The organism is Citromicrobium bathyomarinum (assembly GCA_001306305.2).
GTDB classification, from domain to species: domain Bacteria; phylum Pseudomonadota; class Alphaproteobacteria; order Sphingomonadales; family Sphingomonadaceae; genus Alteriqipengyuania; species Alteriqipengyuania bathyomarina.
In genome coordinates this window covers 646,086-668,254 of the sequence record CP155577.1, presented here as the reverse complement: position 1 = coordinate 668,254, position 22,169 = coordinate 646,086, and the positions used below count along the sequence as shown (strand labels likewise).

The window sequence follows — 22,169 nt, the reverse complement described above, 5'->3', positions numbered from 1 at the left end:
TCTCCTTGGCGTGAGAAACTAACCGATCACCGCGGCTTGCGCAAAAGTTTGTGAGAATGCGGCCGGTTGCGCTAAATGGGGGCCATGGCCGTGCTGCCCTACCGCCCCGCCCCGTTCTTCGCGAACAAGAATCGCGCCTTCTGGAACCTGCAATTCGCAGGCTGGGGCGGCGCGATGCTGCTGCGCTGTGTGCAGGGCCTCGTCAACGGGCAGGGCCTCGGCCTGCTGGCGATCGTGTTCCCTGCAACCGTGACGGGCTTTTCGCTCAGCCTGCTGCTTTCGGTGATCTATCGCAACCTGATGGGCCGGCAGCCGCTGGTCACCTGGGGGTTGACCACACTCGCCCTCGCCACCGCGCTGAGCGTGCTGGTCCTGATCGAGGCATGGGTGGCCGGGCTGTACTATTTCGATCGCGAAACCACGCTGACCCAGCTGTTCTTCCTCTACCTTGCGGTGGAGGGCCCGCTGCTGGGTGCGTGGACCGGGCTCTATTATGCGATCAACTATTTCCTCCAGCTGGAGGAGCAGGCCGACCGGCTTGAACGGCTGGAGGCGCAGGCGACCAGCGCGCAGCTGGCGATGCTGCGCTATCAGCTCAACCCGCATTTCCTGTTCAACACGCTCAACTCGATCTCCACGCTGGTGCTGCTCAAGCAGACCGAGCCGGCCAATGCGATGCTCACCCGCCTGTCGCGCTTCCTGCGCCACACGCTGGTCTCGCAGCCGGGCGGCACGGTGACCGTGGCGCAGGAGGTGGAGACGCTGAAGCTTTACCTCGATATCGAGCGGATGCGGTTCGAAGAGCGGTTGCAGACCGAATTCGACATCGCGGACGAAGCGGCCGAGGCGTGCCTGCCCTCGCTGCTGCTGCAGCCGCTGGTCGAAAACGCGATCAAATACGCGGTCTCCCCGCTGGAGGAGGGCGCGAAGATCTCGCTCACCGCGCAATTGTCCGGCTCGCGCCTGCGGCTGGTGGTGTCGGACACCGGGCCCGGGCTCAAGACCCCGCTGGATGCCACCGGCACCTCGCTCCCGCGCAGCGACAGCCCGGATTCGACCGGGGTCGGCCTCGCCAATATTCGCAACCGGCTCGCCCAGGCGTATGGCGAGAACCATCTGTTCGAAATTCGCTCCCCGGTTCAGGGCGGCTTCACGGTGATTATCGAAATCCCGTTCGAGCGTGAAGGCGAAGACATTGCCGCAGCGCTCGCACCGCCGCCCGAACTGACCACACACCCCTCGCTTCTCGGAGAGGCGCGGGATGGATGGTCGACCGAGCGGCGGCACGGGAAACAGGATGCTGGACCGGCCGTTGATTCACCGGCGTACCCCCGCGCCATGGGCCCCAGCCCGATTGGATAGTGAGAAAATGACCATCAAGACGATCATCGTGGACGACGAGAAGCTGGCCATTCAGGGTCTGCAACTGCGGCTCGAAAAGTTCGAGGATGTCGAGATCATCGACACCTGCTCGAACGGGCGCGAGGCGATCCGCAAGATCAAGACGCTGCGCCCCGACCTCGTCTTCCTCGACATCCAGATGCCCGGGTTCGACGGGTTCGGCGTGGTGCAGGGCGTGATGGATATCGAACCACCGCTGTTCGTGTTCGTCACCGCATTTCAGGAACATGCGATCCGCGCGTTCCAGGCCAATGCGCTGCATTACCTGATGAAGCCGGTCGACGAGGACAAGCTGGCCGACGTGATCGAACGCGTCCGCCAGCGGATGACCGAGAAGCGCGGCGCGGACGAGGCGGAAAAGCTGATGAACGTGCTCGCCGAAGTGGCCCCCGAAGCCGCCGAGGAATTGCAGGAAGGCGCGGCCGACGGATCGGACCGGTTCGAGAAACTGCTCAACGTCAAGGACCGGGGCAAGATCTTCCGCGTCGAGGTCGAATCGATCGAACATATCGAGGCGGCGGGCGATTACATGTGCATCTATACCGGCGATAATTCGCTGATCCTGCGCGAGACGATGAAGGATCTCGAACGCCGACTGGACCCGCGCAAGTTCCAGCGGGTCCACCGCTCGACCATCGTCAATCTCGACCAGGTGCGCCAGGTGAAGCCGCACACCAATGGCGAGTGCTTCCTTGTGCTGAGCTCGGGCGCAGAGGTTAAGGTCTCGCGCTCCTACCGCGACGTGGTCGCGCGCTTCGTGCATTGACCGCTTAGGTCGTCATTGCGAGGAGCGGAGCGACGAAGCAATCCATGGTGCCATGGATTGCCGCGCGGTCCCGGACCGCTCGCAATGACGAAGATTTGCCAATGAGCGATTTCACTCTTCCCGGCTTCGACCTCGATGCCTTCGTGCGCGCAACGCTGGCCGAGGATCTGGGCGAAGGCCTGCCCGGCGGCGGGCGCGACGTGACCTCGGAAGCCGTCATCCCGGCGGATGCAAAGTTCACCGGGGTGATGGACAGCCGCGATCCGATCAGCGTGGCGGGACTGCCGATCGCAGCGGCGTTCTTCCGCGCGCTCGACCCCGACTGCGCGATCGAGCAGCTGGTCGAGGACGGCGCGCAGGTCGCGCCTGGCACCGACCTGATGCGGATCGAGGGCAATGCCCGCGCCCTGCTGACTGCGGAGCGCGCCGCGCTCAATACGGTGCAGCACCTCTCCGGCATCGCCACGCTGGTGCGCAGCTACGTGCAGGCGATGGACAATCCCGGCTGCACATTGCTCGACACGCGCAAGACCCTGCCCGGGCTGCGCATGCTCGAAAAATACGCGGTGCGGATGGGCGGCGGGGCAAACCACCGCATGGGCCTGTGGGATGCCGCGATGATCAAGGACAATCACGTCGCGGTGGCCGGATCGGTCGGCGAGGCGGTGCGCCGCGCGCGCGATGCGGGCGTTGCGGACATCATCTGCGAGGTCGACCGGATCGACCAGATCGGCCCCGCACTGGATGCGGGCGCAACGCGCCTGCTGCTCGACAATATGGAACCCGATACCCTGCGCGAAGCGGTCGCGCTGGTTGCCGGGCGCGTCCCGACAGAGGCCTCTGGCGGGATCAACCTCGATACGATCCGCGCCAAGGCGGCGACCGGGGTCGATTACGTATCGGTCGGGCGGCTTACCCAGAGCGCGCCCGCAGCCGATATCGGGCTGGATTTCACCACCTTGGCGTGACCCGCGGCTTGCGGAGACCCGCGCCATACGGCACCGTCGATCCCTCGGGACACCAGGGGAGCACATCGGTGAAGCCGCAATCCATCAAACTGTTCGACTATTTCTACCTCGGGGCGATGTTCATCGGCCTGCTGGCCTTCATCACGAGCTATCCGGCACTCAAGGCGCAGCTCGCGGCGCAGGCCGCACAGACCGGCGTTGCCGTTCCGCCGAGCGTGATCTGGATCGGCTATGCCGTCGGCGCGCTGATCGGCCTGCTGATGTGGTATCTGGTGTCACAGCGCCGGGTGGTGATCGCCAAGTGGGTGATCGTCGCCTTCTTCCTGTTCTCGCTGATCGGAGTGGGCGACTATTTCGGCGGGCCGCTGGTGCTGTCCCGCATTTACGGCCTGGTCGGCCTGCTTGCGCAGGCGGCTGCCGTGGTCATGCTGTTCCGGGGCGATGCGATCCGCTGGCTCAACGGCACGCCGACGGACGACGCACCGCCTCCCCCCGACGCCTGAGCCATGCGGCGAATCGCGCTGGCGCTGGCGCTGGGCGCCGCTCTGGCAGGCACCGCCAGCGCGCAGAGCTATCAGTGCACACCGCCGCGCAGCGTCGCGGTGCCGGGTGTCGCGCGCGAAGGGCCGACCCGCGCGATGCCGGTTACCGGCTACGTCCTCTCGCTTAGCTGGAGCCCCGAGTTCTGCCGCACCCGGGAGAATTCGCCGCGCCATGCGCAGCAATGCTCGGGCCGCAGCGGCAGCTTCGGACTGATCGTGCACGGGCTGTGGCCACAAGGTGCCCGCAGCTGGCCGCAATGGTGCGCCGCGCGGAACGTCCGCCCCACAGGCGCACAGCTCGCCCGGCAGATGTGCGTGCAACCCTCTGCCAGTCTCGCGATGCGGCAATGGGCCAAGCACGGCAGCTGCATGGCGGACCGGCCCGACCGCTATTTCCGCATCACCCGCATCCTCCACCGCAGCCTCGACTGGCCCGACCTCGACCGCCTCTCGCGCAAGGAGGGGCTGAATGCGGGAGACATCCGCGAGGCGTGGATGCAGGCCAACACCAACTGGCGGCCCGAGATGATCGCGGTGATCCTCAACGAGCGCGGCTGGCTGGAGGAACTGCGGCTTTGCTATGGCCGCGACTGGCTTCCGGCGGCGTGCAAGCGCTCGGCGCGCGGGGCAGCGGATGATGCTCCGGCGAAGATCTGGCGGGGGCTCTAGCCCCGGCGCTCGTTGAAGAAGCCCCGCAGCATCTTCGCCGCCTCTTCCTCCCCCATGCCCGAATAGACTTCGGGCCTATGGTGGCATTGCGGGTGGTCGAACACGCGCGCGCCGTGCGCCACCGCGCCGCCCTTGGGATCGGCAGCCCCGTAATACAGCCGTCCGATTCGCGCGTGGGCTATGGCGCCTGCGCACATCGCGCAGGGCTCCAGCGTCACCCACAGGTCGCAGCCCTCGAGTCGCTCCTGCCCGAGCGCCTTTGCAGCGGCACGGAGAGCGAGCACCTCGGCATGGGCGGTCGGGTCGGCGAGCGTGCGCGGCGCGTTGTGGGCCTGGGCGATTACTTCGCCATGGCGCATAACCACCGCGCCGACCGGCACTTCGCCCGCATCGGCGGCCAGTTGCGCCTGTGCCAGCGCGGCTTGCATCGGATCGGGCAAGGGCCATCGCGTCATGATGAAAAATGCGCTAGAAGCGCAGCGAGCGGCTCGCAAGCGCGAGTCCTTGTTGACGATTCGCCAATTGGCCGCTAAGCGCGGCGACTTTCCGGCACAGACCGATCACCATTTTTGAGAAGAGATAAGCCATGTCGCGCATCTGCGAACTGACCGGCAAGGGTCGCCAGGTCGGCCACAATGTCAGCCACGCGAACAACAAGACCAAGCGTGTCTTCCTGCCCAACCTCCAGAACGTCACTCTGATGAGCGAAAAGCTGGACCGCAGCTTCAAGTTCCGCGTCTCGACGCAGGGCCTTCGTTCGGTCGAGCACAATGGCGGTCTCGACAACTGGCTGCTGAAGACCAAGGACGAGAAGCTCTCGGCCCGCGCGCTCAAGGTCAAGCGCGAGCTCAAGAAGGCGGCTGCACCCGCCGCCTGAGCCTTCTCGGCTTTCACATTCGAAACAGGTCGGGCGCGTTCGCAGGTTGCTGCGAACGCGCCCTACGTGTGTCTGCAAGGCACGCGCTGCTGTCCTACATAGTCCGCCCTCGCTAGGCTGGGTGCGGCTCTTTCACACCGTCGATCCCCCACCGAATCCGGGCCTTTAGGGGCGAAGATTTTCAGCCCCTGGACTGTGTGTCAGGTGTGTCAGGGCTCGGGCCGCGAGGGCGATTCGCGGCTCGCGCCGTCAGTCGGGCATCGGCCCCACGAACAGCAGCGGGTCAAGCCGCGAATCCTGCCATTTGAGGCTCCAGTGCAGATGCGGGCCGGTCGCGCGGCCGGTCGCGCCGATCGTGCCGAGATACTGGCCCTGCTTCACCCTCTGCCCCTCGCGCACGACGATGGTCGCGGAATGCAGGAAGGCGCTGTTCAACCCCATCCCGTGGTCGATCATCAGCAGCCGCCCTTCCAGCGTGAAGGGGTCCTGCGCGACCAGCGTGACCACCCCATCAGCAGGCGCGACATAGGGCACGCCAGCACCCGGCGCGATGTCGAGGCCGGAGTGGTAGGGGCCGGGCTTGCCCTGATAGACGCGCTGCGAACCGAATCGCCCTGAAATGCGACCGGTGACCGGCCAGATGAAATCCTGCCGCCAGCCGTCCGCCCCGGTCTCCTGCGCGCGCGCGGCGACGATCTGCGCCCGCTCGGTTTCACGTAATCGCTGGAACTCCGCGCTGCTCCGCCCCGCACGATAGGGCGCGTTGATATATTCGAGCTTCCAGTCGCGTGGGCGGATGGTCAGCGGGCTGGAGATGGTCCGCCCATTCTCCAGCGTCGCGACCAGCTCGATCTGCGGGCCCTGATCGCGGTCGAACGCGCCGAAGAAATTGCCATCCTCATCGAACCGCAGCGGTTGATCGCCCAGCCGCGCGCTGCGCGTATTGCTGGGCACTTGCCCGCGAATCCAGCCGCCCTGTTCCAGCTCCCCGCGAAAGGCGAAGGTGGTGCGGGCAGGCGTGGGAGCCGGCGTCGGAGTGGCGACAGGCCTGGGTGTCGGGCTCGGGGTCGGCGCGGCGACCGGCTGGACGACTTCGCGCGGCCCTCCGGCACCGCGGGGTGCCGAGCAGCTGCCGAGCAGGATCGCGAGCGAAGCGCCGGTCGCGGCGGCGAGCTTCGTGGGCTGCAAGCTCACACCTGGCCGGTCAGACGGCGGGTCGCGATCTCGCAGGTCGCGTAGGCCTCCTGATGCTCCGCGCTCCAGTAGCGCAGAGTGTCGAGCGGGATCGGCTCGCCGGTGACCGCGCAGGGGACGAAGCGCCCGTTGCGGATCACGCGGAAGGAGTTGGGGCCATAGTGAAGCTTGGCAGGCTGATCGCTGGAAGTGGTAAGCATGTGGGCAATATAGCGATCCTGCGCCGCCGAAACACCCTCTTCAGAACAGGTCGCCCTGTCCCGACGGCGGCGGAGGGCTCTTCCGCCTGGGCTTTGGCGCAGGGGCGGGCGTTGCGGGCGGCGGCGGCGCATCGCCGGTGCTTGCCGCAACGCGCCCGTCGGCGAACTTGAGGCTGAGCGTGCCTGCCGTGCGCGCATCCCCGGCACTGCGGACCAGCGCGCCCTGCCCGTCGAACACCATCGCATAGCCCCGCTGGAGCGGGGCATCGGGATCGAGCGAGCGGAGCATGGCGACATTTGCCGCCAGGCGCTCGGTCGCGCGGGCGTGGCGGGTGGTCAGCGTTGCGGGCATCAGGCGGACATGCTCCAGACGCTCGCGCGCCTGGCCCAGCCGCCAGTTGAGCGTCGCCGGGCTCAGCCGCGCCGCCGCTTCGCCGAGTGTGGCGCGGCCGATCGCGACCCGGTCGACCAGCGCGCGGCGGTGGCGTTCGATTGCATCGTCGAGCGCCTGGGCAGCCGCCTGCAGCAGCGCGTCCGGCCTGGGCAGTCGCTGCGAACAGGCCTCCAGCCGCTCTCGCCCCAGAGCCACGGGCCGCGTCGCGCAGCGCATCTGTCGCGCACCGAGATCGGCGATCCCTGCCGCCAGTTCGGCGCGCACCGGCACCGCGCGTTCGGCGGCGGCGGTGGGGGTGGGCGCACGGTGGTCGGCGGCGAAATCGGCGAGCGTGGTGTCGGTTTCGTGTCCTACCGCGGAGATCACGGGTATCTCCGATTCGGCGATTGCGCGGACCACCTCTTCCTCGTTGAAGGCCCACAAGTCCTCGATCGAGCCGCCCCCGCGCGCGACGATCAGCAGGTCGGGCCGGGCAATCGCACCGCCGCGTTCAAGCGCGTTGAACCCGCGCACAGCGGCGCTCACCTGCCCCTTGGCGGTCTCTCCCTGCACCACCACGGGCCACACGATCACGTGGCTCGGGAAACGGTCCGACAGGCGGTGGAGGATGTCGCGAATCACCGCGCCGGTCGGCGAGGTGACCACCCCGATGGTGCGCGGCAGGAAGGGCAGCGGCTTCTTGCGCGCGTCGGCGAACAGCCCCTCCGCCTCCAGCCGCGCCTTGGTCTTCTCCAGCAGCGCGAGCAGCGCGCCTTCGCCGGCCAGCTCCATCCGCTCGATCACGATCTGGTACTTAGAGCGCCCGGCATAGGTGGTGACCTTGCCGCTGGCGATCACCTCCACCCCGTCCTCCGGCCGGAAGGCGAGGCGCGGGGCGGCGCTCTTCCACATCACCCCGTCGATAACAGACTTGTCGTCCTTCAGGCTGCAATAGAGGTGGCCTGAAGCCGCCCGCTTCACGCCCGACAGCTCGCCGCGAATGCGCACGAAGCCGAAGCGATCTTCCACCACCCGCTTGAGGCTGCGCGAGAGATCGCTAACGCTCAGCGGCTCGGAATTGTCGCCCGGTCTGCTGTTCGCTAGCAGCGAAGGGTCAGCATCGTCGGAATAGGAAGCGCTCATGAATATCCTTCTGCTCGGATCGGGGGGCCGCGAACATGCGCTGGCGTGGAAGCTGGCCGCCGCGCGCTCGTGCACCATGCTCTACGCCGCGCCGGGCAACCCGGGCATCGCCGATCACGCGGACATTGTCGCGCTCGACGCCAGCGATCACAAGGCCGTGATCGGCTTTTGCCACGAGAAGGGCATCGATCTCGTCGTGGTCGGCCCCGAAGCACCGCTGGTCGCGGGGCTGGCGGACGACCTGCGCGGCGAGGGAATCGCGGTGTTCGGCCCCGGCAAGGCCGCCGCCCAGCTCGAAGGCAGCAAGGGCTTCACCAAGGATCTGTGCGCGCGTGCGGGGATCCCCACCGCGCGTTACGAGCGGGCGACCTCGCTCGAAGCGGCATGGGGCGCGCTCAAGCACTTCAACGCGCCCTTCGTGCTCAAGGCGGACGGGCTTGCGGCGGGCAAGGGCGTGGTGATCGCCGAGACGCGCGAGGAGGCGCAGCACGCGCTCTCCGAAATGTTCGACGGCAGGTTCGGCTCGGCAGGGTCCGAAGTCGTGATCGAGGAATTCATGCGCGGCGAAGAGGCAAGCTTCTTCGCGCTTACCGATGGCGAGACCATACTCCCCTTCGGCTCTGCGCAGGATCACAAGCGGGTGGGCGAAGGCGATACCGGCCCCAACACGGGCGGCATGGGCGCCTACAGCCCCGCCCCGGTGCTGACCGAGGATCTGGTCGACCGCGCAATGCGCGAGATCGTGGTGCCCACCGTGCGCACGCTGGGCGCAGAGGGGATGCCCTATTGCGGCGTGCTCTATGCCGGGCTGATGCTGACCGATGAAGGCCCCAAGCTGGTCGAATACAATATCCGCTTCGGCGACCCCGAGTGCCAAGTGCTGATGATGCGCTTCGAGGGTGACCTCGCCGCACTGCTGATGGCCTGTGCGACCGGCAAGCTGGTCGATGCCGAGCCGGTGCGCTTCTCCGACGACACCGCGCTGACCGTGGTGATGGCGGCCGAAGGCTATCCCGACACGCCCAGGAAGGGCGGGACGATCGACCTCGGCAACGCGGAAGCGGGCGGCGCGAAAGTGTTCCACGCGGGCACTGCGCGCGAGCCCGACGGCACGCTGATCGCCAGCGGCGGCCGCGTGCTCAACGTGACCGCGCGGGGGCGCAATGTGACGCAGGCGCAGGCCGCAGCCTACGAGGCGGTCGATGCGATCGACTTCGCGCAAGGCTTCTGCCGCCGCGATATCGGCTGGCGCGAGGTGGAGCGGGAGACTGCCGAATAGCGTGACTAAGTGTACTCAGCGACCGCCCTATCTCATCCATACCAATCGAGAGTTGGGGCTGATGCTTCGCGGTAAAAAGCCGCTGGCCAATTTCGCAGACGCCGAGGGCGGCTACCCGCTCTCTATGCTGCGATACCTGCGTATGTTCGACAGGCATGTTGCCGCCGGACAAATCTTGCGACTTGATTCCTTCGATCAATTCCCGGGTCGGCCCGATTTACGATTGCACCGCATCCTCTATGCGCTTCCCGGAGAAGAATGGCGCATGGAGGCGATGATTGAGCTTATGCGCTCGCCAGTCTGGAGCGCAACTGAGGAGCGGCGCGAAGGCGAGTTGCTTGGCTATGCAGACTGGATGAATGACTGGTGGATCGGGCAGCGATACCCGGTCGCCCCCTAACCCAGCCGCTTCGCCACCAGCGCCTTCAGATCCGCCTCGGGCCGTGCGCCCCAGTGCGAGATGACCTCTCCGGCCGCCACTGCGCCGCGGATCAGGCTCTCTTCGAGCGAGGCGTCGCGGCAATAGCCGGAGAGGAAGCCGGCGGCGAAGAGGTCGCCTGCGCCGGTCAGGTCCTGCACCTTTTCGACCGGCTCCGGCGTCACGCGCGCGCGCTCGTCTCCGCGCGCTGCGATCGCACCCTTGGCGCCGCAGGTCATCACCACCAGCGGGACGTCGTTGGCGAGGCTTTCGAACGCGGTTTCGGGGTCGGAGCCTTCGAGGATGCCCGCCTCTTCCTCGTTCACGAACAGGATGTCGATCAGGCCGTCATTGATCAGGCCGCGGAAATCGCCGCCGTGCATGTGGACGCAGAAATCGGCGCAGGTGGCGAAGGCGATCTTCACGCCCGCATCGCGCGCCACGCCGATCGCGCGCTTCATCGCCTCGCGCGGTTCGGTCGGATCCCACAGGTAGCCTTCGAGGAACAGCACCTTCGTGCTGCGGATCAGATCGTCGTCGATCGCTTCGGCGGGCAGGAACTGCGATGCGCCGAGCGAGGTGTTCATCGTGCGCTCCCCATCGGGGTCCACCAGCACGAGGCAGCGGCCGGTCGGCGGTTCGCTTTCCTTGTCGCTGTAGGGGCGCGCGGGGGTATCGAAGCTGACGCCTACGGAAGTGAGGTCGTGGCGGTAGATTTCGCCCAGCTGATCGTCCGCGACCTGTCCGATGAAGGCGGTCTTCAGGCCCAGCATGGTCGCGCCCGCCAGCGTGTTGGCCGCCGCGCCGCCGGAGATTTCCTTGGTCTGGCCCATCTTGCCGTAGAGATCGACCGAACGCTCCGCGTCGATCAGCCGCATCGAACCGGCAGGCAATTCCTCTTGGCGAAGGAATTCGTGGCTGACCGGGGCGATGACGTCGACGATGGCGTTGCCGATGGCGATGACGTCGAATTTGGGGTCGGCCATGATGGGGGCGGTCTCCTGTAGGGAATGGAAGCAAAGAGTTGATGTTGGCGGGGGGCCTAGCGATGAAGCGAGCCAAGGCCAAGCCGGTGATCGCGCTGCGGCGATTGACTTGCAGCCATCGCCAACGGAAAAAGGCCCGCCCGATGACATCGCTCCCCGCCTCTCTCGCCCGCGCCTTCGCCCAACTCGCGGACCCCCGCGTGCTGTGGCTGCTGATCAAGTCGCTGCTGGTGACGGTGCTGCTGTTCGCCTTGCTGGGAGTGGCGGTCTATTTCGGGCTCGCCTGGCTGCTCGACCGCGGGCTCGGCGCGCTGGTCGATGCCAACCTGCCGCCCAATGTCGCGAGCGCACTGGCCACGATCGGCACGTTGTTGGCGGTGGTGCTGGGCGGCTGGCTGCTGTTCCGCGTCACCGCGCTCGCCGCGATCCAGTTCTTCGCCGACGACGTGGTCGAGGCGGTCGAGGCGCGGTATTACCCCGAAGCGCTGGAGAGCGCGCGGCGGATCGGCTTTGCCGAGAGCATGTGGATCAGCTTCAAGGGCGCGGTGCGGGTGATCCTGGTCAACCTGCTGATCCTGCCGCTGGCGCTGGTGCTGCTGGTGACCGGCTTCGGCACGGTGGTACTGTTCGCGCTGGTCAATGCCTGGCTGCTGGGGCGCGAACTGCGCGACATGGCGTGGCTGCGCCACCGCAAGGATTCGGACGAGGAACCGCCGATCGGCCGCGGCACGCGTTTCGCGCTGGGGCTGATCATTGCCGGGATGCTGACAGTGCCCGGGCTCAATTTCATCGCGCCGATCATCGGCGCGGCTGCTGCAACCCATCTCGTTCAAGGACGCATGCGCGATGCCTGATCTTCCCAAGACCCTGCTCGGCTTCGCGCTGCTGCCGCTGGTCGCCGCCTGCGCCGCGCCGGGTGCGCCTGCGCCGCGCACCGGCCAGCCGAGCGTGCCGCGCAGCAGCGGCCCGCCGCCCCGGACCACGCCGATCCCGCCGAGCGATCCCCGGCCGAGCGTGCCCGGCGCGTTCATCGCGCCCAAGGTGATGAACGACCCCGCGCTGTCCTTCGTGATCGGATCGAGGGCGAGCCAGCTGGAACAGACCTTCGGCCCGCCCCGGCTCGATGTTCTGGAAGGGGATGCGCGCAAGCTGCAATTCGCAGGCGAGCAATGCGTGCTCGACGTGTTTCTCTACCCGCTATCGCCCGGCGCGGAGCCGACCGCGACCTATGTCGACGCCCGCCGCGCGAGCGATGCGCTGGATGTGGACCGGGGCGCCTGCGCCAAGGCGCTGCGGCGCTAGTCCCTGCCGAAATCGAGCGGGGCTTCAGCCCCACCCTGCGCGGGCAACGGTCCGCGCGGTGGCACTGCCGGGACGGGCATTCCTGCCTCAGGTGGCTTGCGACGCCGTTTCGGCTGCCGGTTCTGGAACAGCCAGGGCGCCTGCTCTTCCACCGAGATGCGGCCTTGACCGCTGCGAAGGCCGTGAACGACGGCAAGCGCGACCATTCGAGCGACGACTTTGGCGGCAGGGCTCATCTGCCCCCTATACCATGAAGCTTTCGCCGCAGCCACACGCGCCCTTGGCGTTGGGATTCTCGAACACGAAGCCGGCGGAGAAATCGTCCTCCACCCAGTCCATCACGCTGCCGACGAGGTAGAGCACCGAGGCTCCATCGATGTAGAACACGCCGCCGGGGGTCTCGATCTTCTCGTCGAAACCCTGTTCCTCGCTCACATAATCGACCGAGTAGGCAAGACCCGAGCAGCCGCGCCGCGGCGTGGAGAGCTTGACCCCGATCGCATCGTCGGGAGCCTTCGCCATCAGGTTGGCCACGCGCTGCTCAGCGGCGGGCGTCAGTGTGACGGCGGCAGGCCGTTCGCGAGTTTTCGTAGCCATATCGATCAATCCCAACTCGTCCGAAGTAGCACTTCGGACGAAAGCCTATAACATTCCCAGTTCGAGCCGCGCCTCGTCGGTCATCTTGTCCGGGCCCCACGGCGGGTCCCACACCAGATTGACCTCGGCATCGCGCACGCCGGGCACCGAGCCGGTGCGAATTTCGACCTCGGCGGGCATGGATTCGGCCACCGGGCAGTGCGGCGTGGTCAGCGTCATGGTGACGACCACATCCTTGTCCTCGGAGACTTCGACGCCGTAGATCAGGCCCAGATCGTAGATATTGACCGGGATTTCGGGGTCGTAGATTTCCTTGAGCGCGGCGATCACCGCTTCCTGCAGGGCCCCGCCCGCACCTGTCTCGCTCGACGCTTCGGGCTTCTTCTTGAGGAATCCGTCGAGATAGTCGCGCTTGCGCGCAAGCTTCTCGCCGGCAGTTTCTTCATCCGGATCGACCGCGTCTTCCACCCGCGCGCGGGGTGGTTTGCTCGCGACCATCTGCTCGGTCGGCGAAGGGGCCGCGATGTAATCTTTTTCTTCGTCGCTCATCCTGCGTTCCTCAGGCGAAAATCTTCAGTGTGCGGTCGATCCCGCGCATCAGTGCGGCGATGTCACTCTCGTCGGAATAGACCCCGAAGCTGGCGCGCGCCGTGCCCGGCACGCCGAGGTGGTCCATCAGCGGCTGGCAGCAATGGTGGCCAGCACGGATCGCCACGTTCTCTTCATCCAATATGGTGCCCAGATCGTGCGGGTGAACCCCCGGCAGTTCGAACGAGACGATGGCGAGCGAATCTTCCGGCCCGAACACGCGCACGCCCTGAATGCGGGCGAGTTCCTCGCGCAGTTGCGAAACCAGCGAACGTTCGTGAGCCTCGATAGTGTCGAGGCCGATATCCTCGATGAAGTCACACGCGGTCGCAAAGGCGAGCGCTTCGGCGATCGCGGGCGTGCCTGCCTCGAACCGCTGCGGCGGCGGGGCGTAGGTGGTTTCGGCAAAGGTGACCTTGTCGATCATCGAGCCACCACCCTGCCATGGGGGCATGGACTCGAGCAGCTCCTTGCGGCCCCACAGCGCACCGATGCCGGTCGGGCCGTACATCTTGTGCGCGCTCATCGCGTAGAAATCGCAGCCGATCGCCTCGACATCGACCGGCAGGCGCGGTGCAGCCTGGCAGCCGTCGAGCAGCAACTTCGCGCCCACCGAATGCGCCAACTCCGCCGCGCGTTGGGCGTCGAGCACCGAGCCCAGCACGTTGGAGACATGCGCGAAGGCGACCATTTCGTGCTCGGGCGTCAGCATCTGTTCCGCCGCGTCGAGATCGATCCGGCCGTCGTCGGTCAGGGGGCAGACGTCGACCTGCCAACCCGCCAACTGCCACGGCACGATGTTGGAGTGATGCTCCAACTGGCTGAGCAGCACGCGGCCCTTCTTGGGGTAGCTATAGGCGACAAGGTTGATCGCTTCGGTCGCACCGCGGGTGAAGACGAGCTCATCCTCACCGCCACCAATAAAGGCGGCGACCCGGCGACGCGCAGCCTCGTAACCCAGCGTCATCTGCGCCGAGCGGCTGTAGATCCCGCGATGGACGGTCGCATAATCCTCGCCCAGCGCGCGCGCCATCGCATCGATCACCACGCGCGGTTTCTGCGCGGTGGCACCGCTGTCGAGATAGTGCCACGGATTTCCATCTTCGGTGACCATGCCGGGGAATACGGATTTCGAGACCATCTGCGTGTGTTCCTTCACGGGCATAGGTCTGTCGTCCACTTATCTCGCTCTGTAGCGCGCCAGCATTTGAAGCGTATTGCAAGCGTCTCTACCCGCCAGCGACCGTCTTCCGGTACGATGATGGCAACCCATTCCTCCGCCTTGATCGAGTCGTCGAGCAACGGCTCAGCAGACGCAGTCACGATCGCCCGACCGTCGGAATCCGGATGCGGGTCGACCCGCACCTTTATTACCGGGCCGACCTCCGCCGAGGAAGAATACCCTCCGGTAAATGCTTGAGCGACGCTAAGCGGGTTCGCAAAAGTTTGGTCCGGCGGGGCCATTCCGCGATAGGTGTCAGAGGAAGCGATTTCCTGCGAATGCGCCGGAGCTTGAGCCGAAACTGCGCATGCGGCCAGCAATACCGGCCACGCACAAAAAAATGTTTGCGCGCGCATCACGCCCGCTCTTCCAGCTTGGCGAGCGCCTTTTCCAACAGCGTCTCGCGCGTGGCTTCGTCCGCCAGTTCGCGCGTGGCATCGCCGATGAAGGCCTGCACCAGCAAGCGGCGGATGGTTTCGGGCGGCAGGCCGCGCGCGGCCATGTAGAAGCGCGCGTTCTCGTCCAGCTGGCCCACGCTCGCGCCATGCGCGCACTGCACGTCGTCGGCATAGATTTCGAGCTGCGGCACGCTGTTCACGCTCGCGCCCTTTTCCAGCAGCAGGCCCTTGAAGCTCTGCGCCGCGTCGGTCTTCTGCGCATCGCGCACGACGTCGATCCGGCCGAGGAAATTGCCCGTACCCTTGCCCCAGTGGACGCTGCGCACGGTCTGGTTGCTGGTCGCGCCGGGCTTTTCATGCGCCATACGGGTGACGATCTCGCGGGTGGTGTCGCCACCGCCCAGCGTGATGCCGCCAAGTTCGAAATGCGCGCCTTCGGCCAGCGTGACGACCACTTCGAGCCGCCCGAGCTGGCCGCCAGCGACCAGGGCGGCGAGTTCGGCCCGGGCGTTCTTTTCGAGCACGATCCGCAGGCGGCGCATCTCCAGGCCCCCATCCTTGTTGGCGCCGCCGTCGAGTACGATCAGGTCGGACCACGTCTCACCCTCGGCCACGCGGACATCTTCCCACGCCTCGAACGTGTCGGGTGTGGTATCCTGCAGCGCGTCGATATCCGAATAGCGCCAGGCTTCGTCGCGGTTCGTTGGAAGGAGCGCTGCTTCAGGCATCTGCCATCACCGCGTCGTAGCCTTCGCGCTCCAGATCGGTGGCCAGTTCCGGCCCGCCGGTCTTAACGATGCGCCCCTTACTCAGGATCGAGACCCGGTCGGGCTGCACCACGTCGAGCAGCCGCTGGTAGTGGGTGATCAGCAGCACGCCCTTTTCCGGGTTGCGCATGATCGCGTTGATCCCGTCGCCGACCACGCGCAGCGCGTCGATGTCGAGGCCGCTATCGGTCTCGTCCAGCACCGCGAATTGCGGATCGAGAATGCCCATCTGGACCATCTCGGCGCGCTTCTTCTCGCCGCCGGAGAAGCCGACGTTCACGTTGCGCTTGAGCATTTCCATGTCGAGCTTGAGCAGGCCTGCCTTTTCCTTGGCCAGCTTGAGGAAATCGCCCCCGGTCATCGCCTCTTCACCGCGTGCCCGGCGCTGCGCGTTGAGCGCCTCGCGCAGGAACTGGATGTTGGAAACGCCGGGAATCTCGACCGGGTACTGGAAGCCGAGGAACAGGCCCGCTGCCGCCCGCTCGTGCGGGTCCATTTCGAGCAAGTCTTGCCCACGGAAAGTGACCGAGCCTTCGGTCACTTCGTATCCAGGTCGCCCGCCGAGCACATAGGCAAGCGTCGACTTGCCCGCGCCGTTGGGGCCCATGATGGCGTGCACCTCGCCCGCGTTCACGGTGAGCGTGAGGCCGTCGAGGATCTTCTTGCCCCCCCCATTTTCGGAGGCGATTTCGGCGTGGAGGTTATCGATCTGGAGCATAGCTTAAAGGGTTCTCAATCCGGTGAAATTGGCGATCGCACGGGCGATCTCGTCGTTGAGCTGGAGGATGGCGCTCTGCCTGGCCTGCTCGGCCTCGTCGCCGGTCAGGCCTTGCGTGGCGTCCGCGATGCGATTGTCGGCAACACGATCGATCTGCGGTTTGCACAGCGCTCTCACCGCAACCACCGCAGCGCGCAGACCCGTACGCGGGGCACCTCCCGCGCCGGCTTGCAGGCATCCGCGCAAGCGGGTTTCGGCCTGCGCAGGGCTCAGCGTCTCCTGCGCAGAAATGGGCACGGTCAGCAGCAGCCCGGCGAGGATGGCGCAGGCGATCTTCAAGGGCGTGCCACCCGGTTGGGAGGATTGATCGCGATCAGCGTGGCGAGCAGCGCCAGCACCGCGGGTGCGTAAAGGGAAACGAGGTTCTGCGTCTGCGCCGTGCCGGTGCCGCCGTCCCACGCAATCACGTTCTGCGCCGAAAGCTGCGCGGCCCAGGCGAGCCACAGCGCGAGCGCGGTCAGCGCGGCGCCGACGTGCAGCAGTTCGTTGCGCTCATCGGACGGATGCACGGCAGGGCGCGCAGCGCGGGTCCGCGCGAAGGGCGCGGCTTGCGGCGCGGGCGAAGTCGCCAGCCTGGCAAGCTTGCGCGCTTCCAGACGGGTACGCGTGGTCGTCCACGGTGTGGCCCTGCCATTGATCGCAGCGTCGAGATCGCGGCGCAGGATGCGGGCGAGCGGCGCGAGGCGGGGTGCGTCGGAGGTCAGCACCTCCCGCGCGAGCGCCTGCATCGCGAGCAGGTCACGGCTCGCGTCGGCCACCTCTGCGTGGGCGAGAATTTCGAGCCTATCCATCGCGCCGCCCCCGGTCGCTCCTGCCCCGGTTGTTCGGGCGCGGCGGGCCGTTGCCGTCGCGATCGTAGCGCGGTTTGGTCTGGCGCGGATTAGCCTCTTCGTGACGGCGGCGCGCTTCCTTGCGGTTGGCGATCGCGGCGCGCATTTCCTGCGTCAGCTTGGCCAGCACCGCGTCGATATCGGCGAGGATATCGGCGGCGGGCACGTGGACCACGCGGATGCCGACCGCCTCGAGGCTTTTGTCGCGCCGGGTCGCGATGGCGGGCTCCACACCCTCCTCGTCGATCAGGATCGCGAGGCCCATGTTGTGCGAGTTGAAATCGACGATCGCGCTGCCGACCACCGCGAAGCGGGTGAATGAATAGCGCCCGAAATCGGCCTTGGAAAACTTCTCGGCCAGCGCCTTGTGCGCCGGGCTCGCATGGCGGCGCATCTCGCGCGCACGATCATGCAGCGCATCGAGGCGCTTCTCCGAGATTTCCCACCCGCGGCCCTTGCGTTTGACGGCGGGGGCGCTGGTCTCGCTATCGGAAGGATCGCGGAGCTGGAGGGTCTTGCGGTCGGTCATCGCGGATACTTTTCTTCGCTGCGCAGGTGGAGCTTAGTCTTGGTTGCCTCGACAATTCCGAAGATCCTTCGGTCTGTCTCGTATTCCAGTTCAAGCCAGCAAGGCTGCCCGGTCTTGTAAAAAAGCACGGTCCCGCTGGTGCCGGCAGGAAGCATAGCCACAGAGCCAGCGGGGTCCGGCTCTGAAGCCGCCGCTTCAAGAAGGGCTACGACATCGTAACACCGTACGTCGTCACCATTGGCGTCCTTGAAAGTGCCATCTTGGGTCCACCCCTGCTGGATATCGCCGTGGCTCACCCCACGCTCCCCTCGAGCGAGATCGCCAGCAGCTTCTGCGCCTCGACCGCGAATTCCATCGGCAGTTCCTTCAGCACTTCCTTGGCGAAGCCGTTGACGATCAGCGCGATCGCCGCTTCCTCGTCGAGCCCGCGCTGCTGCGCGTAGAACAGCTGGTCGTCGGAGATCTTGCTGGTGGTGGCCTCGTGCTCGATCTGCGCGGTGGGGTTCTTCACTTCGATATAGGGCACGGTGTGCGCGCCGCAGCGGTCGCCCAGCAGCAGCGAATCGCACTCGGTGCGGTTGCGTACGCCCTCGGCGTTGGCGGCCACGCGGACCAGCCCGCGATAGGTGTTGTTGCTCTGGCCCGCGCTGATCCCCTTGGAGATGATCGTCGAGCGGCTGCCCTTGCCGTTGTGGATCATCTTCGTCCCGGTATCGGCCTGCTGGTGGTTGTTGGTGACCGCGACCGAGTAGAACTCGCCCACGGAGTTTTCACCGTTGAGCACGCAGCTCGGATACTTCCACGTCACCGCAGAGCCGGTTTCGACCTGCGTCCAGCTGATCTTGCTGCGCGCGCCCTGGCACAGGCCACGCTTGGTGACGAAATTGTAGATCCCGCCGACGCCTTCGGAGTTGCCGGGGTACCAGTTCTGGACGGTCGAATACTTGATCTCGGCATCGTCCATCGCGACCAGCTCGACCACGGCGGCATGGAGCTGGTTCTCGTCGCGCATCGGCGCGGTGCAGCCTTCGAGATAGCTGACGTAGCTGCCCTTTTCGGCGACGATCAGCGTGCGTTCGAACTGGCCGGTGTTCTCCGCATTGATGCGGAAATAGGTGGAGAGCTCCATCGGGCAGCGCACGCCTTCGGGGATGTAAACGAAGGTGCCGTCGGAAAAGACCGCCGAGTTGAGGCACGCGAAGTAGTTGTCGTTCTGCGGCACCACGCGGCCGAGCCACTTCTTGACCAGTTCCGGGTGCTCGCGGATCGCCTCGCTGATCGAGAGGAAGATCACCCCCGCCTTCTGCAATTCCTCGCGGAAGGTGGTGGCGACGCTGACGCTGTCGAACACCGCATCCACCGCAACCTTGCGCGCGCCCTTCACCCCGGCGAGCACTTCCTGCTCCGCCAGCGGGATGCCCAGCTTGTCGTAGACCGACTTGATCTCGGGATCGAGCTCGTCGAGGCTTTCGAGCTCTTCCTTCTTCTTGGGCGCGGCGTAGTAATACGCGTCCTGATAATCGATCGCCGGATAGCCGATTTTCGCCCAGTCCGGCTCGGTCATGGTCAGCCACTTGCGATAGGCCTTGAGCCGCCATTCAAGCATCCACTCGGGCTCTTTCTTCTTGGCCGAGATGAACCTGACCGTGTCTTCGCTCAGGCCCTTGGGCGCGTAGTCGGTCTCGATGTCCGAATGCCAGCCGAACTCGTAGTCGGCGGCTTTCGCGGCGGCTGCCTTTGCCTCCGCGTCCTGCTCGGGCTGCTTGAGGTCGATTGCTTCGTTCATGCCACTTCTTTCTGTGCAGGTACTGCGCCCGCAATTTTCGCCAGCGAAACCTCGGCCAGCGCGCCGCGCACCGCGGCATTGACCACCGGCCAGTGCGGCTTGACGCTGCATTCGTGCTCGACTGCGCAATCGCCGGTGTCGATGCAACTGACGAGCGCGATAGGCCCTTCGATCGCCTCGACGATGTCGGCCATGCTGATCGCCGCCGCGGGTCGGCCCAGTTGGAGCCCGCCGCCCGCGCCTCTGGTGGAGCGGAGCAGGCCAGCCGCGCTCAGCTTGCTGACGATCTTCTGCGCGGTCGGCACGGGAATGCCGGTTTCCTGCGCCAGATCGGCCGACGACACGCGCCCGCCGCCGCATTTGCGGGCGGTCGCGGCCATGATCACGATAGCGTAGTCGGCAAGGTTGCTAAGGCGCATGCCAGCCAATTCGGACTAAATCAGTCCGATTTCAACCAAAACCCGACTCTTGCGAGTCGTTCTTAGCTTTTCGCTCGCCCATCCGGGCGAGCATCCTCCCTGCTATTTCCTCCGCTTCGCTCCGGAGCAGGTCCGGACGGGCTGTCGCCCTTGCCTCGCGCTGGTCGCGCTCGGAAAGGCTCAGCCTATTGCACCGAAGCCACGGCGGCACCGGCGCTGCGCGCAGCAACCCACGCCTCGACATTCTCCTCCAGAATATCGAGCGGCACGGGCCCGGGCAGCAGCACCGCATCGTGGAATTCGCGGATGTCGAAATCCTCTCCCAGCTCGGCGCGTGCCTGTTCGCGCAGTTCCATGATCTTCAATTTGCCGATCATGTAGGCGGTCGCCTGGCCGGGATAGACGACATAGCGCTCGATCGCTTTGCGGATGTCGCCATCCGGGTTGGGCGTGTTGTCCTTGAGGTACTGGATCGCCTGCTCGCGGCTCCAGCGCTTGGAATGGATGCCGGTGTCGACCACCAGCCGGCACGCGCGCCACAATTCCATCTGCAGCCGCCCGAAATCGGCATAGGGATCGGTGTAGAAGCCCATGTCCTTGCCCAGCTCCTCCGAATAGAGGCCCCAGCCTTCGGTATAGGCGGTCACCCCGCCGAAGCGGCGGAAGGGCGGCACGTCGCCCAGCTCGGTCTGGATCGTGCGCTGGAGGTGATGGCCGGGCAGGCCTTCATGATAGGCGAGCGCTTCGAGCTCGTTCTTGCTCATGTCCTTCAGGTTATAGAGGTTCACGTAATAGGTGCCGGGGCGCGAGCCGTCGGGTGCGGGGCTCTGGTAGAAGGCTTTCCCTGCGCTCTTTTCGCGAAACGCCTCGACCGGCTTGACCTGCAGCGGCGCCTTGGGGAGCGTTGCGAAGAACTCGGGCAGCTTGGCTTCCATCGCATCGAGCCGCGCCTGCGCATCGGCCAGATAGGCCTCGCGCGTGTCGTAATAGAAGCGGTCGTCGGTGCGGGTGAATTCGAAGAATTCCTGCAGCGTGCCTGCGAACCCGACCTGGTCCATGATCTGGCGCATCTCATCGTGAATGCGCGCGACATTCTCCAGCCCGATCCGGTGGATCTGGTCGGCGGTGAGATCGGTCGTGGTGTAATTCTTGAGCAGTGCGGCGTAGTACGCCTCACCCTCGGGAAGGCGCCAGATCCCGTCATCGGTTGGCGCGATGCCCTGCTGCCGCTCCATCTCGGCGAGCAGGCGCTGGTAGGCGGGCACCGCGCTGGCGTTCCACGCCTTGGTCGCCGCCGCTTCGAGCGCGGCGGTATCTGCGGCAGACAGGTCGAGCGCTTCGACCTTCCCCCGGAAATCCTCCAGCACCGCGCTGTTTTCACCCGCGTCGAGCAGGTTGCGAACATCCGAGATGACATAGGGATAGACCCAGTCGGGCGGCATCACGCCCGCATCGGCCCGCTCGCGCGACTGGGCGGTCAGCGTGTCGATCACATCGCCCAGCCCATCGATCCGCGAGATATAGTCGGTCGCCTGATCGGCGTTCTGCACCGCGTGGATGTTGATCAGGAAGGCGGGCAACTGGCTCTGCGCGCCGCTCATCTGGTCGAAGATGTAGCCGTAGTCGCGGTACGGGAAGAGCGAGGCGGAGCGCTTCGCCATCGCGTCGAACAGGCGGTAGGACAGCGCATCCTGCGGCGAGAGCGCGGAGACATCGTAGCCCTCCCGCATGGCCGCCGCAGTGTCCTGCAACAGCGCCTGTTCGCGCACCTCCGCCTGATCGGAGAAATCGCCCCAGGTGCCGTAATCCTCGTCGCGAATCCCGCGATAGGCCTTGGTCAGCGGCGACATTTCCAGCTGAGCCGCGTCGTACCGGTCGAACAAAGTGTCGATATCCGCCGGAACCTGCGCGGCGGGTGCCTCCGCGCTCGCGACCGGCGCGGTGCTGGTCTCGGTCTGCGTGGTGGCGCAAGCGGCGAGCCCCAGGCTCGCAAGCAGCACGATGGCGGTCTGGCCCGGAATGCGGGTGGTGGTCATGCGGCGTCTCCCCAAGAATTGCATGTTTTGGCCACCCTGCCCCAGGCAGCGCGGCAATGATAGGGCGGTGCAAACGACAGTCGACACCTCGCGATGGCCAG

General features: G+C 66.2%; 28 protein-coding genes. 10 read left to right on the top strand and 18 right to left on the bottom strand.

Features of this window, described 5'->3' with window-relative positions; translation table 11 throughout:
- Positions 1-84 precede the first annotated feature (84 nt).
- From VO57_003410 to VO57_003390, 5 genes are all read left to right on the top strand, one after another.
- Positions 85-1,362: a histidine kinase gene (locus tag VO57_003410; protein ID XBL70403.1), complete on the top strand. Its 1,278-nt coding sequence runs from the start codon at positions 85-87 to the stop codon at positions 1,360-1,362.
- 7 nt (positions 1,363-1,369) lie between these two features.
- A complete protein-coding gene (locus tag VO57_003405; protein ID XBL70402.1) occupies positions 1,370-2,167 on the top strand; it encodes a LytTR family DNA-binding domain-containing protein in 798 nt (265 codons plus the stop codon).
- Between the two features lie 101 nt (positions 2,168-2,268).
- Positions 2,269-3,135: a carboxylating nicotinate-nucleotide diphosphorylase gene (gene nadC / locus VO57_003400; GenBank protein ID XBL70401.1), complete on the top strand. Its 867-nt coding sequence runs from the start codon at positions 2,269-2,271 to the stop codon at positions 3,133-3,135.
- Positions 3,136-3,203: 68 nt separating this feature from the next.
- Positions 3,204-3,638: a hypothetical protein gene (locus tag VO57_003395; protein ID XBL70400.1), complete on the top strand. Its 435-nt coding sequence runs from the start codon at positions 3,204-3,206 to the stop codon at positions 3,636-3,638.
- Positions 3,639-3,641: 3 nt separating this feature from the next.
- On the top strand, positions 3,642-4,346 hold the full coding sequence (locus VO57_003390; protein XBL70399.1) for a ribonuclease T: 705 nt from the start codon (positions 3,642-3,644) through the stop codon (positions 4,344-4,346).
- Here VO57_003390 and VO57_003385 read toward each other — a convergent pair.
- Entirely contained in the window at positions 4,343-4,801 is a 459-nt protein-coding gene (locus VO57_003385; GenBank protein ID XBL70398.1) for a nucleoside deaminase, read from the bottom strand. The two genes, VO57_003390 and VO57_003385, sit on opposite strands and share 4 nt — an antisense overlap.
- A gap of 131 nt (positions 4,802-4,932) precedes the next feature.
- On the opposite strand from VO57_003385, the gene rpmB reads away from it, so the two are divergent.
- Positions 4,933-5,223 carry a 50S ribosomal protein L28 gene (gene rpmB, locus VO57_003380; protein ID XBL70397.1) on the top strand — a complete coding sequence of 97 codons (291 nt, stop codon included), beginning with the start codon at positions 4,933-4,935 and terminating at the stop codon, positions 5,221-5,223.
- 249 nt (positions 5,224-5,472) lie between these two features.
- Here rpmB and VO57_003375 read toward each other — a convergent pair whose 3' ends face one another.
- The 3 genes from VO57_003375 to xseA are packed head-to-tail and all read right to left on the bottom strand — an operon-like array spanning position 5,473 to position 8,133.
- Positions 5,473-6,411, bottom strand: coding sequence for a M23 family metallopeptidase (locus VO57_003375; protein XBL70396.1), 939 nt, complete (start codon positions 6,409-6,411; stop codon positions 5,473-5,475).
- A 2-nt stretch (positions 6,412-6,413) separates the two neighbouring features.
- Entirely contained in the window at positions 6,414-6,617 is a 204-nt protein-coding gene (locus VO57_003370) for a DUF2093 domain-containing protein (protein XBL70395.1), read from the bottom strand.
- A gap of 40 nt (positions 6,618-6,657) precedes the next feature.
- A complete protein-coding gene (gene xseA / locus VO57_003365) occupies positions 6,658-8,133 on the bottom strand; it encodes an exodeoxyribonuclease VII large subunit (protein ID XBL70394.1) in 1,476 nt (491 codons plus the stop codon).
- On the opposite strand from xseA, the gene purD reads away from it, so the two are divergent.
- Both purD and VO57_003355 read left to right on the top strand, forming a co-directional pair.
- On the top strand, positions 8,132-9,412 hold the full coding sequence (gene purD, locus VO57_003360) for a phosphoribosylamine--glycine ligase (GenBank protein ID XBL70393.1): 1,281 nt from the start codon (positions 8,132-8,134) through the stop codon (positions 9,410-9,412). The genes xseA and purD overlap by 2 nt on opposite strands.
- Positions 9,413-9,473: 61 nt before the next feature.
- Positions 9,474-9,812 (top strand): hypothetical protein, encoded by a 339-nt coding sequence (locus VO57_003355; GenBank protein XBL70392.1) that lies wholly within the window; start codon positions 9,474-9,476, stop codon positions 9,810-9,812.
- Here the strand turns inward: VO57_003355 and VO57_003350 are convergent.
- A complete protein-coding gene (locus VO57_003350; protein ID XBL70391.1) occupies positions 9,809-10,816 on the bottom strand; it encodes an adenosine kinase in 1,008 nt (335 codons plus the stop codon). The genes VO57_003355 and VO57_003350 overlap by 4 nt on opposite strands.
- A 143-nt stretch (positions 10,817-10,959) precedes the next feature.
- Here VO57_003350 and VO57_003345 point away from each other — a divergent pair, with 143 nt between their 5' ends.
- Both VO57_003345 and VO57_003340 read left to right on the top strand, forming a co-directional pair.
- A complete protein-coding gene (locus VO57_003345) occupies positions 10,960-11,670 on the top strand; it encodes an EI24 domain-containing protein (protein ID XBL70390.1) in 711 nt (236 codons plus the stop codon).
- The gene (locus tag VO57_003340) at positions 11,663-12,118 is read left to right on the top strand and encodes a hypothetical protein (protein ID XBL70389.1); all 456 of its coding nucleotides are present in this window, start codon (positions 11,663-11,665) and stop codon (positions 12,116-12,118) included. Before VO57_003345 ends, VO57_003340 begins: the two co-directional genes overlap by 8 nt.
- 243 nt (positions 12,119-12,361) lie before the next feature.
- On the opposite strand, the gene VO57_003335 is transcribed toward VO57_003340, so the two are convergent.
- The 13 genes from VO57_003335 to VO57_003275 all read right to left on the bottom strand — a co-directional run bounded on the left by VO57_003335 (position 12,362) and on the right by VO57_003275 (position 22,068).
- A complete protein-coding gene (locus VO57_003335) occupies positions 12,362-12,715 on the bottom strand; it encodes an iron-sulfur cluster assembly accessory protein (GenBank protein XBL70388.1) in 354 nt (117 codons plus the stop codon).
- Positions 12,716-12,760: 45 nt separating this feature from the next.
- Positions 12,761-13,264 (bottom strand): SUF system Fe-S cluster assembly protein, encoded by a 504-nt coding sequence (locus VO57_003330; protein XBL70387.1) that lies wholly within the window; start codon positions 13,262-13,264, stop codon positions 12,761-12,763.
- A gap of 10 nt (positions 13,265-13,274) precedes the next feature.
- Positions 13,275-14,444, bottom strand: coding sequence for a cysteine desulfurase (locus VO57_003325; GenBank protein XBL71387.1), 1,170 nt, complete (start codon positions 14,442-14,444; stop codon positions 13,275-13,277).
- 14 nt (positions 14,445-14,458) lie between these two features.
- Positions 14,459-14,881 carry a hypothetical protein gene (locus VO57_003320; GenBank protein XBL70386.1) on the bottom strand — a complete coding sequence of 141 codons (423 nt, stop codon included), beginning with the start codon at positions 14,879-14,881 and terminating at the stop codon, positions 14,459-14,461.
- A complete protein-coding gene (locus VO57_003315; GenBank protein ID XBL70385.1) occupies positions 14,881-15,651 on the bottom strand; it encodes a SufD family Fe-S cluster assembly protein in 771 nt (256 codons plus the stop codon). The genes VO57_003320 and VO57_003315 overlap by 1 nt, the downstream gene beginning before the upstream one ends.
- Positions 15,644-16,408: a Fe-S cluster assembly ATPase SufC gene (gene sufC, locus VO57_003310; GenBank protein XBL70384.1), complete on the bottom strand. Its 765-nt coding sequence runs from the start codon at positions 16,406-16,408 to the stop codon at positions 15,644-15,646. The genes VO57_003315 and sufC overlap by 8 nt, the downstream gene beginning before the upstream one ends.
- Before the next feature lie 3 nt (positions 16,409-16,411).
- Complete coding sequence (locus tag VO57_003305) at positions 16,412-16,747, bottom strand: hypothetical protein (GenBank protein XBL70383.1); 336 nt, start codon at positions 16,745-16,747, stop codon at positions 16,412-16,414.
- On the bottom strand, positions 16,744-17,259 hold the full coding sequence (locus VO57_003300) for a hypothetical protein (protein ID XBL70382.1): 516 nt from the start codon (positions 17,257-17,259) through the stop codon (positions 16,744-16,746). Before VO57_003300 ends, VO57_003305 begins: the two co-directional genes overlap by 4 nt.
- Positions 17,252-17,827, bottom strand: a complete 576-nt coding sequence (locus VO57_003295; protein XBL70381.1) for a DUF559 domain-containing protein — start codon at positions 17,825-17,827, stop codon at positions 17,252-17,254. The genes VO57_003300 and VO57_003295 overlap by 8 nt, the downstream gene beginning before the upstream one ends.
- Positions 17,824-18,123, bottom strand: coding sequence for a hypothetical protein (locus VO57_003290; GenBank protein XBL70380.1), 300 nt, complete (start codon positions 18,121-18,123; stop codon positions 17,824-17,826). Before VO57_003290 ends, VO57_003295 begins: the two co-directional genes overlap by 4 nt.
- Positions 18,120-19,613, bottom strand: a complete 1,494-nt coding sequence (gene sufB / locus VO57_003285) for a Fe-S cluster assembly protein SufB (GenBank protein XBL70379.1) — start codon at positions 19,611-19,613, stop codon at positions 18,120-18,122. Before sufB ends, VO57_003290 begins: the two co-directional genes overlap by 4 nt.
- Entirely contained in the window at positions 19,610-20,032 is a 423-nt protein-coding gene (locus tag VO57_003280) for an SUF system Fe-S cluster assembly regulator (protein XBL70378.1), read from the bottom strand. Before VO57_003280 ends, sufB begins: the two co-directional genes overlap by 4 nt.
- Before the next feature lie 185 nt (positions 20,033-20,217).
- Positions 20,218-22,068 (bottom strand): DUF885 domain-containing protein, encoded by a 1,851-nt coding sequence (locus tag VO57_003275; GenBank protein XBL70377.1) that lies wholly within the window; start codon positions 22,066-22,068, stop codon positions 20,218-20,220.
- Positions 22,069-22,169 lie beyond the last annotated feature (101 nt).

What these genes read in the sequence shown, in the direction of transcription:
- VO57_003390 (XBL70399.1), top strand. Translation starts at nt 3,642, where the DNA reads ATGCGGCGAATCGCGCTGGCGCTGGCGCTGGGCGCCGCTCTGGCAGGC.
- VO57_003300 (XBL70382.1), bottom strand. Translation starts at nt 17,259, where the DNA reads ATGGATAGGCTCGAAATTCTCGCCCACGCAGAGGTGGCCGACGCGAGC.
- VO57_003315 (XBL70385.1), bottom strand. Translation starts at nt 15,651, where the DNA reads ATGCCTGAAGCAGCGCTCCTTCCAACGAACCGCGACGAAGCCTGGCGC.
- VO57_003325 (XBL71387.1), bottom strand. Translation starts at nt 14,444, where the DNA reads ATGGTCTCGAAATCCGTATTCCCCGGCATGGTCACCGAAGATGGAAAT.
- VO57_003405 (XBL70402.1), top strand. Translation starts at nt 1,370, where the DNA reads ATGACCATCAAGACGATCATCGTGGACGACGAGAAGCTGGCCATTCAG.
- VO57_003345 (XBL70390.1), top strand. Translation starts at nt 10,960, where the DNA reads ATGACATCGCTCCCCGCCTCTCTCGCCCGCGCCTTCGCCCAACTCGCG.
- sufC (XBL70384.1), bottom strand. Translation starts at nt 16,408, where the DNA reads ATGCTCCAGATCGATAACCTCCACGCCGAAATCGCCTCCGAAAATGGG.
- xseA (XBL70394.1), bottom strand. Translation starts at nt 8,133, where the DNA reads ATGAGCGCTTCCTATTCCGACGATGCTGACCCTTCGCTGCTAGCGAAC.
- sufB (XBL70379.1), bottom strand. Translation starts at nt 19,613, where the DNA reads ATGAACGAAGCAATCGACCTCAAGCAGCCCGAGCAGGACGCGGAGGCA.
- VO57_003350 (XBL70391.1), bottom strand. Translation starts at nt 10,816, where the DNA reads ATGGCCGACCCCAAATTCGACGTCATCGCCATCGGCAACGCCATCGTC.
- purD (XBL70393.1), top strand. Translation starts at nt 8,132, where the DNA reads ATGAATATCCTTCTGCTCGGATCGGGGGGCCGCGAACATGCGCTGGCG.
- rpmB (XBL70397.1), top strand. Translation starts at nt 4,933, where the DNA reads ATGTCGCGCATCTGCGAACTGACCGGCAAGGGTCGCCAGGTCGGCCAC.
- nadC (XBL70401.1), top strand. Translation starts at nt 2,269, where the DNA reads ATGAGCGATTTCACTCTTCCCGGCTTCGACCTCGATGCCTTCGTGCGC.
- VO57_003385 (XBL70398.1), bottom strand. Translation starts at nt 4,801, where the DNA reads ATGACGCGATGGCCCTTGCCCGATCCGATGCAAGCCGCGCTGGCACAG.
- VO57_003340 (XBL70389.1), top strand. Translation starts at nt 11,663, where the DNA reads ATGCCTGATCTTCCCAAGACCCTGCTCGGCTTCGCGCTGCTGCCGCTG.
- VO57_003370 (XBL70395.1), bottom strand. Translation starts at nt 6,617, where the DNA reads ATGCTTACCACTTCCAGCGATCAGCCTGCCAAGCTTCACTATGGCCCC.
- VO57_003355 (XBL70392.1), top strand. Translation starts at nt 9,474, where the DNA reads ATGCTTCGCGGTAAAAAGCCGCTGGCCAATTTCGCAGACGCCGAGGGC.
- VO57_003320 (XBL70386.1), bottom strand. Translation starts at nt 14,881, where the DNA reads ATGCGCGCGCAAACATTTTTTTGTGCGTGGCCGGTATTGCTGGCCGCA.
- VO57_003295 (XBL70381.1), bottom strand. Translation starts at nt 17,827, where the DNA reads ATGACCGACCGCAAGACCCTCCAGCTCCGCGATCCTTCCGATAGCGAG.
- VO57_003410 (XBL70403.1), top strand. Translation starts at nt 85, where the DNA reads ATGGCCGTGCTGCCCTACCGCCCCGCCCCGTTCTTCGCGAACAAGAAT.
- VO57_003275 (XBL70377.1), bottom strand. Translation starts at nt 22,068, where the DNA reads ATGACCACCACCCGCATTCCGGGCCAGACCGCCATCGTGCTGCTTGCG.
- VO57_003330 (XBL70387.1), bottom strand. Translation starts at nt 13,264, where the DNA reads ATGAGCGACGAAGAAAAAGATTACATCGCGGCCCCTTCGCCGACCGAG.
- VO57_003280 (XBL70378.1), bottom strand. Translation starts at nt 20,032, where the DNA reads ATGCGCCTTAGCAACCTTGCCGACTACGCTATCGTGATCATGGCCGCG.
- VO57_003335 (XBL70388.1), bottom strand. Translation starts at nt 12,715, where the DNA reads ATGGCTACGAAAACTCGCGAACGGCCTGCCGCCGTCACACTGACGCCC.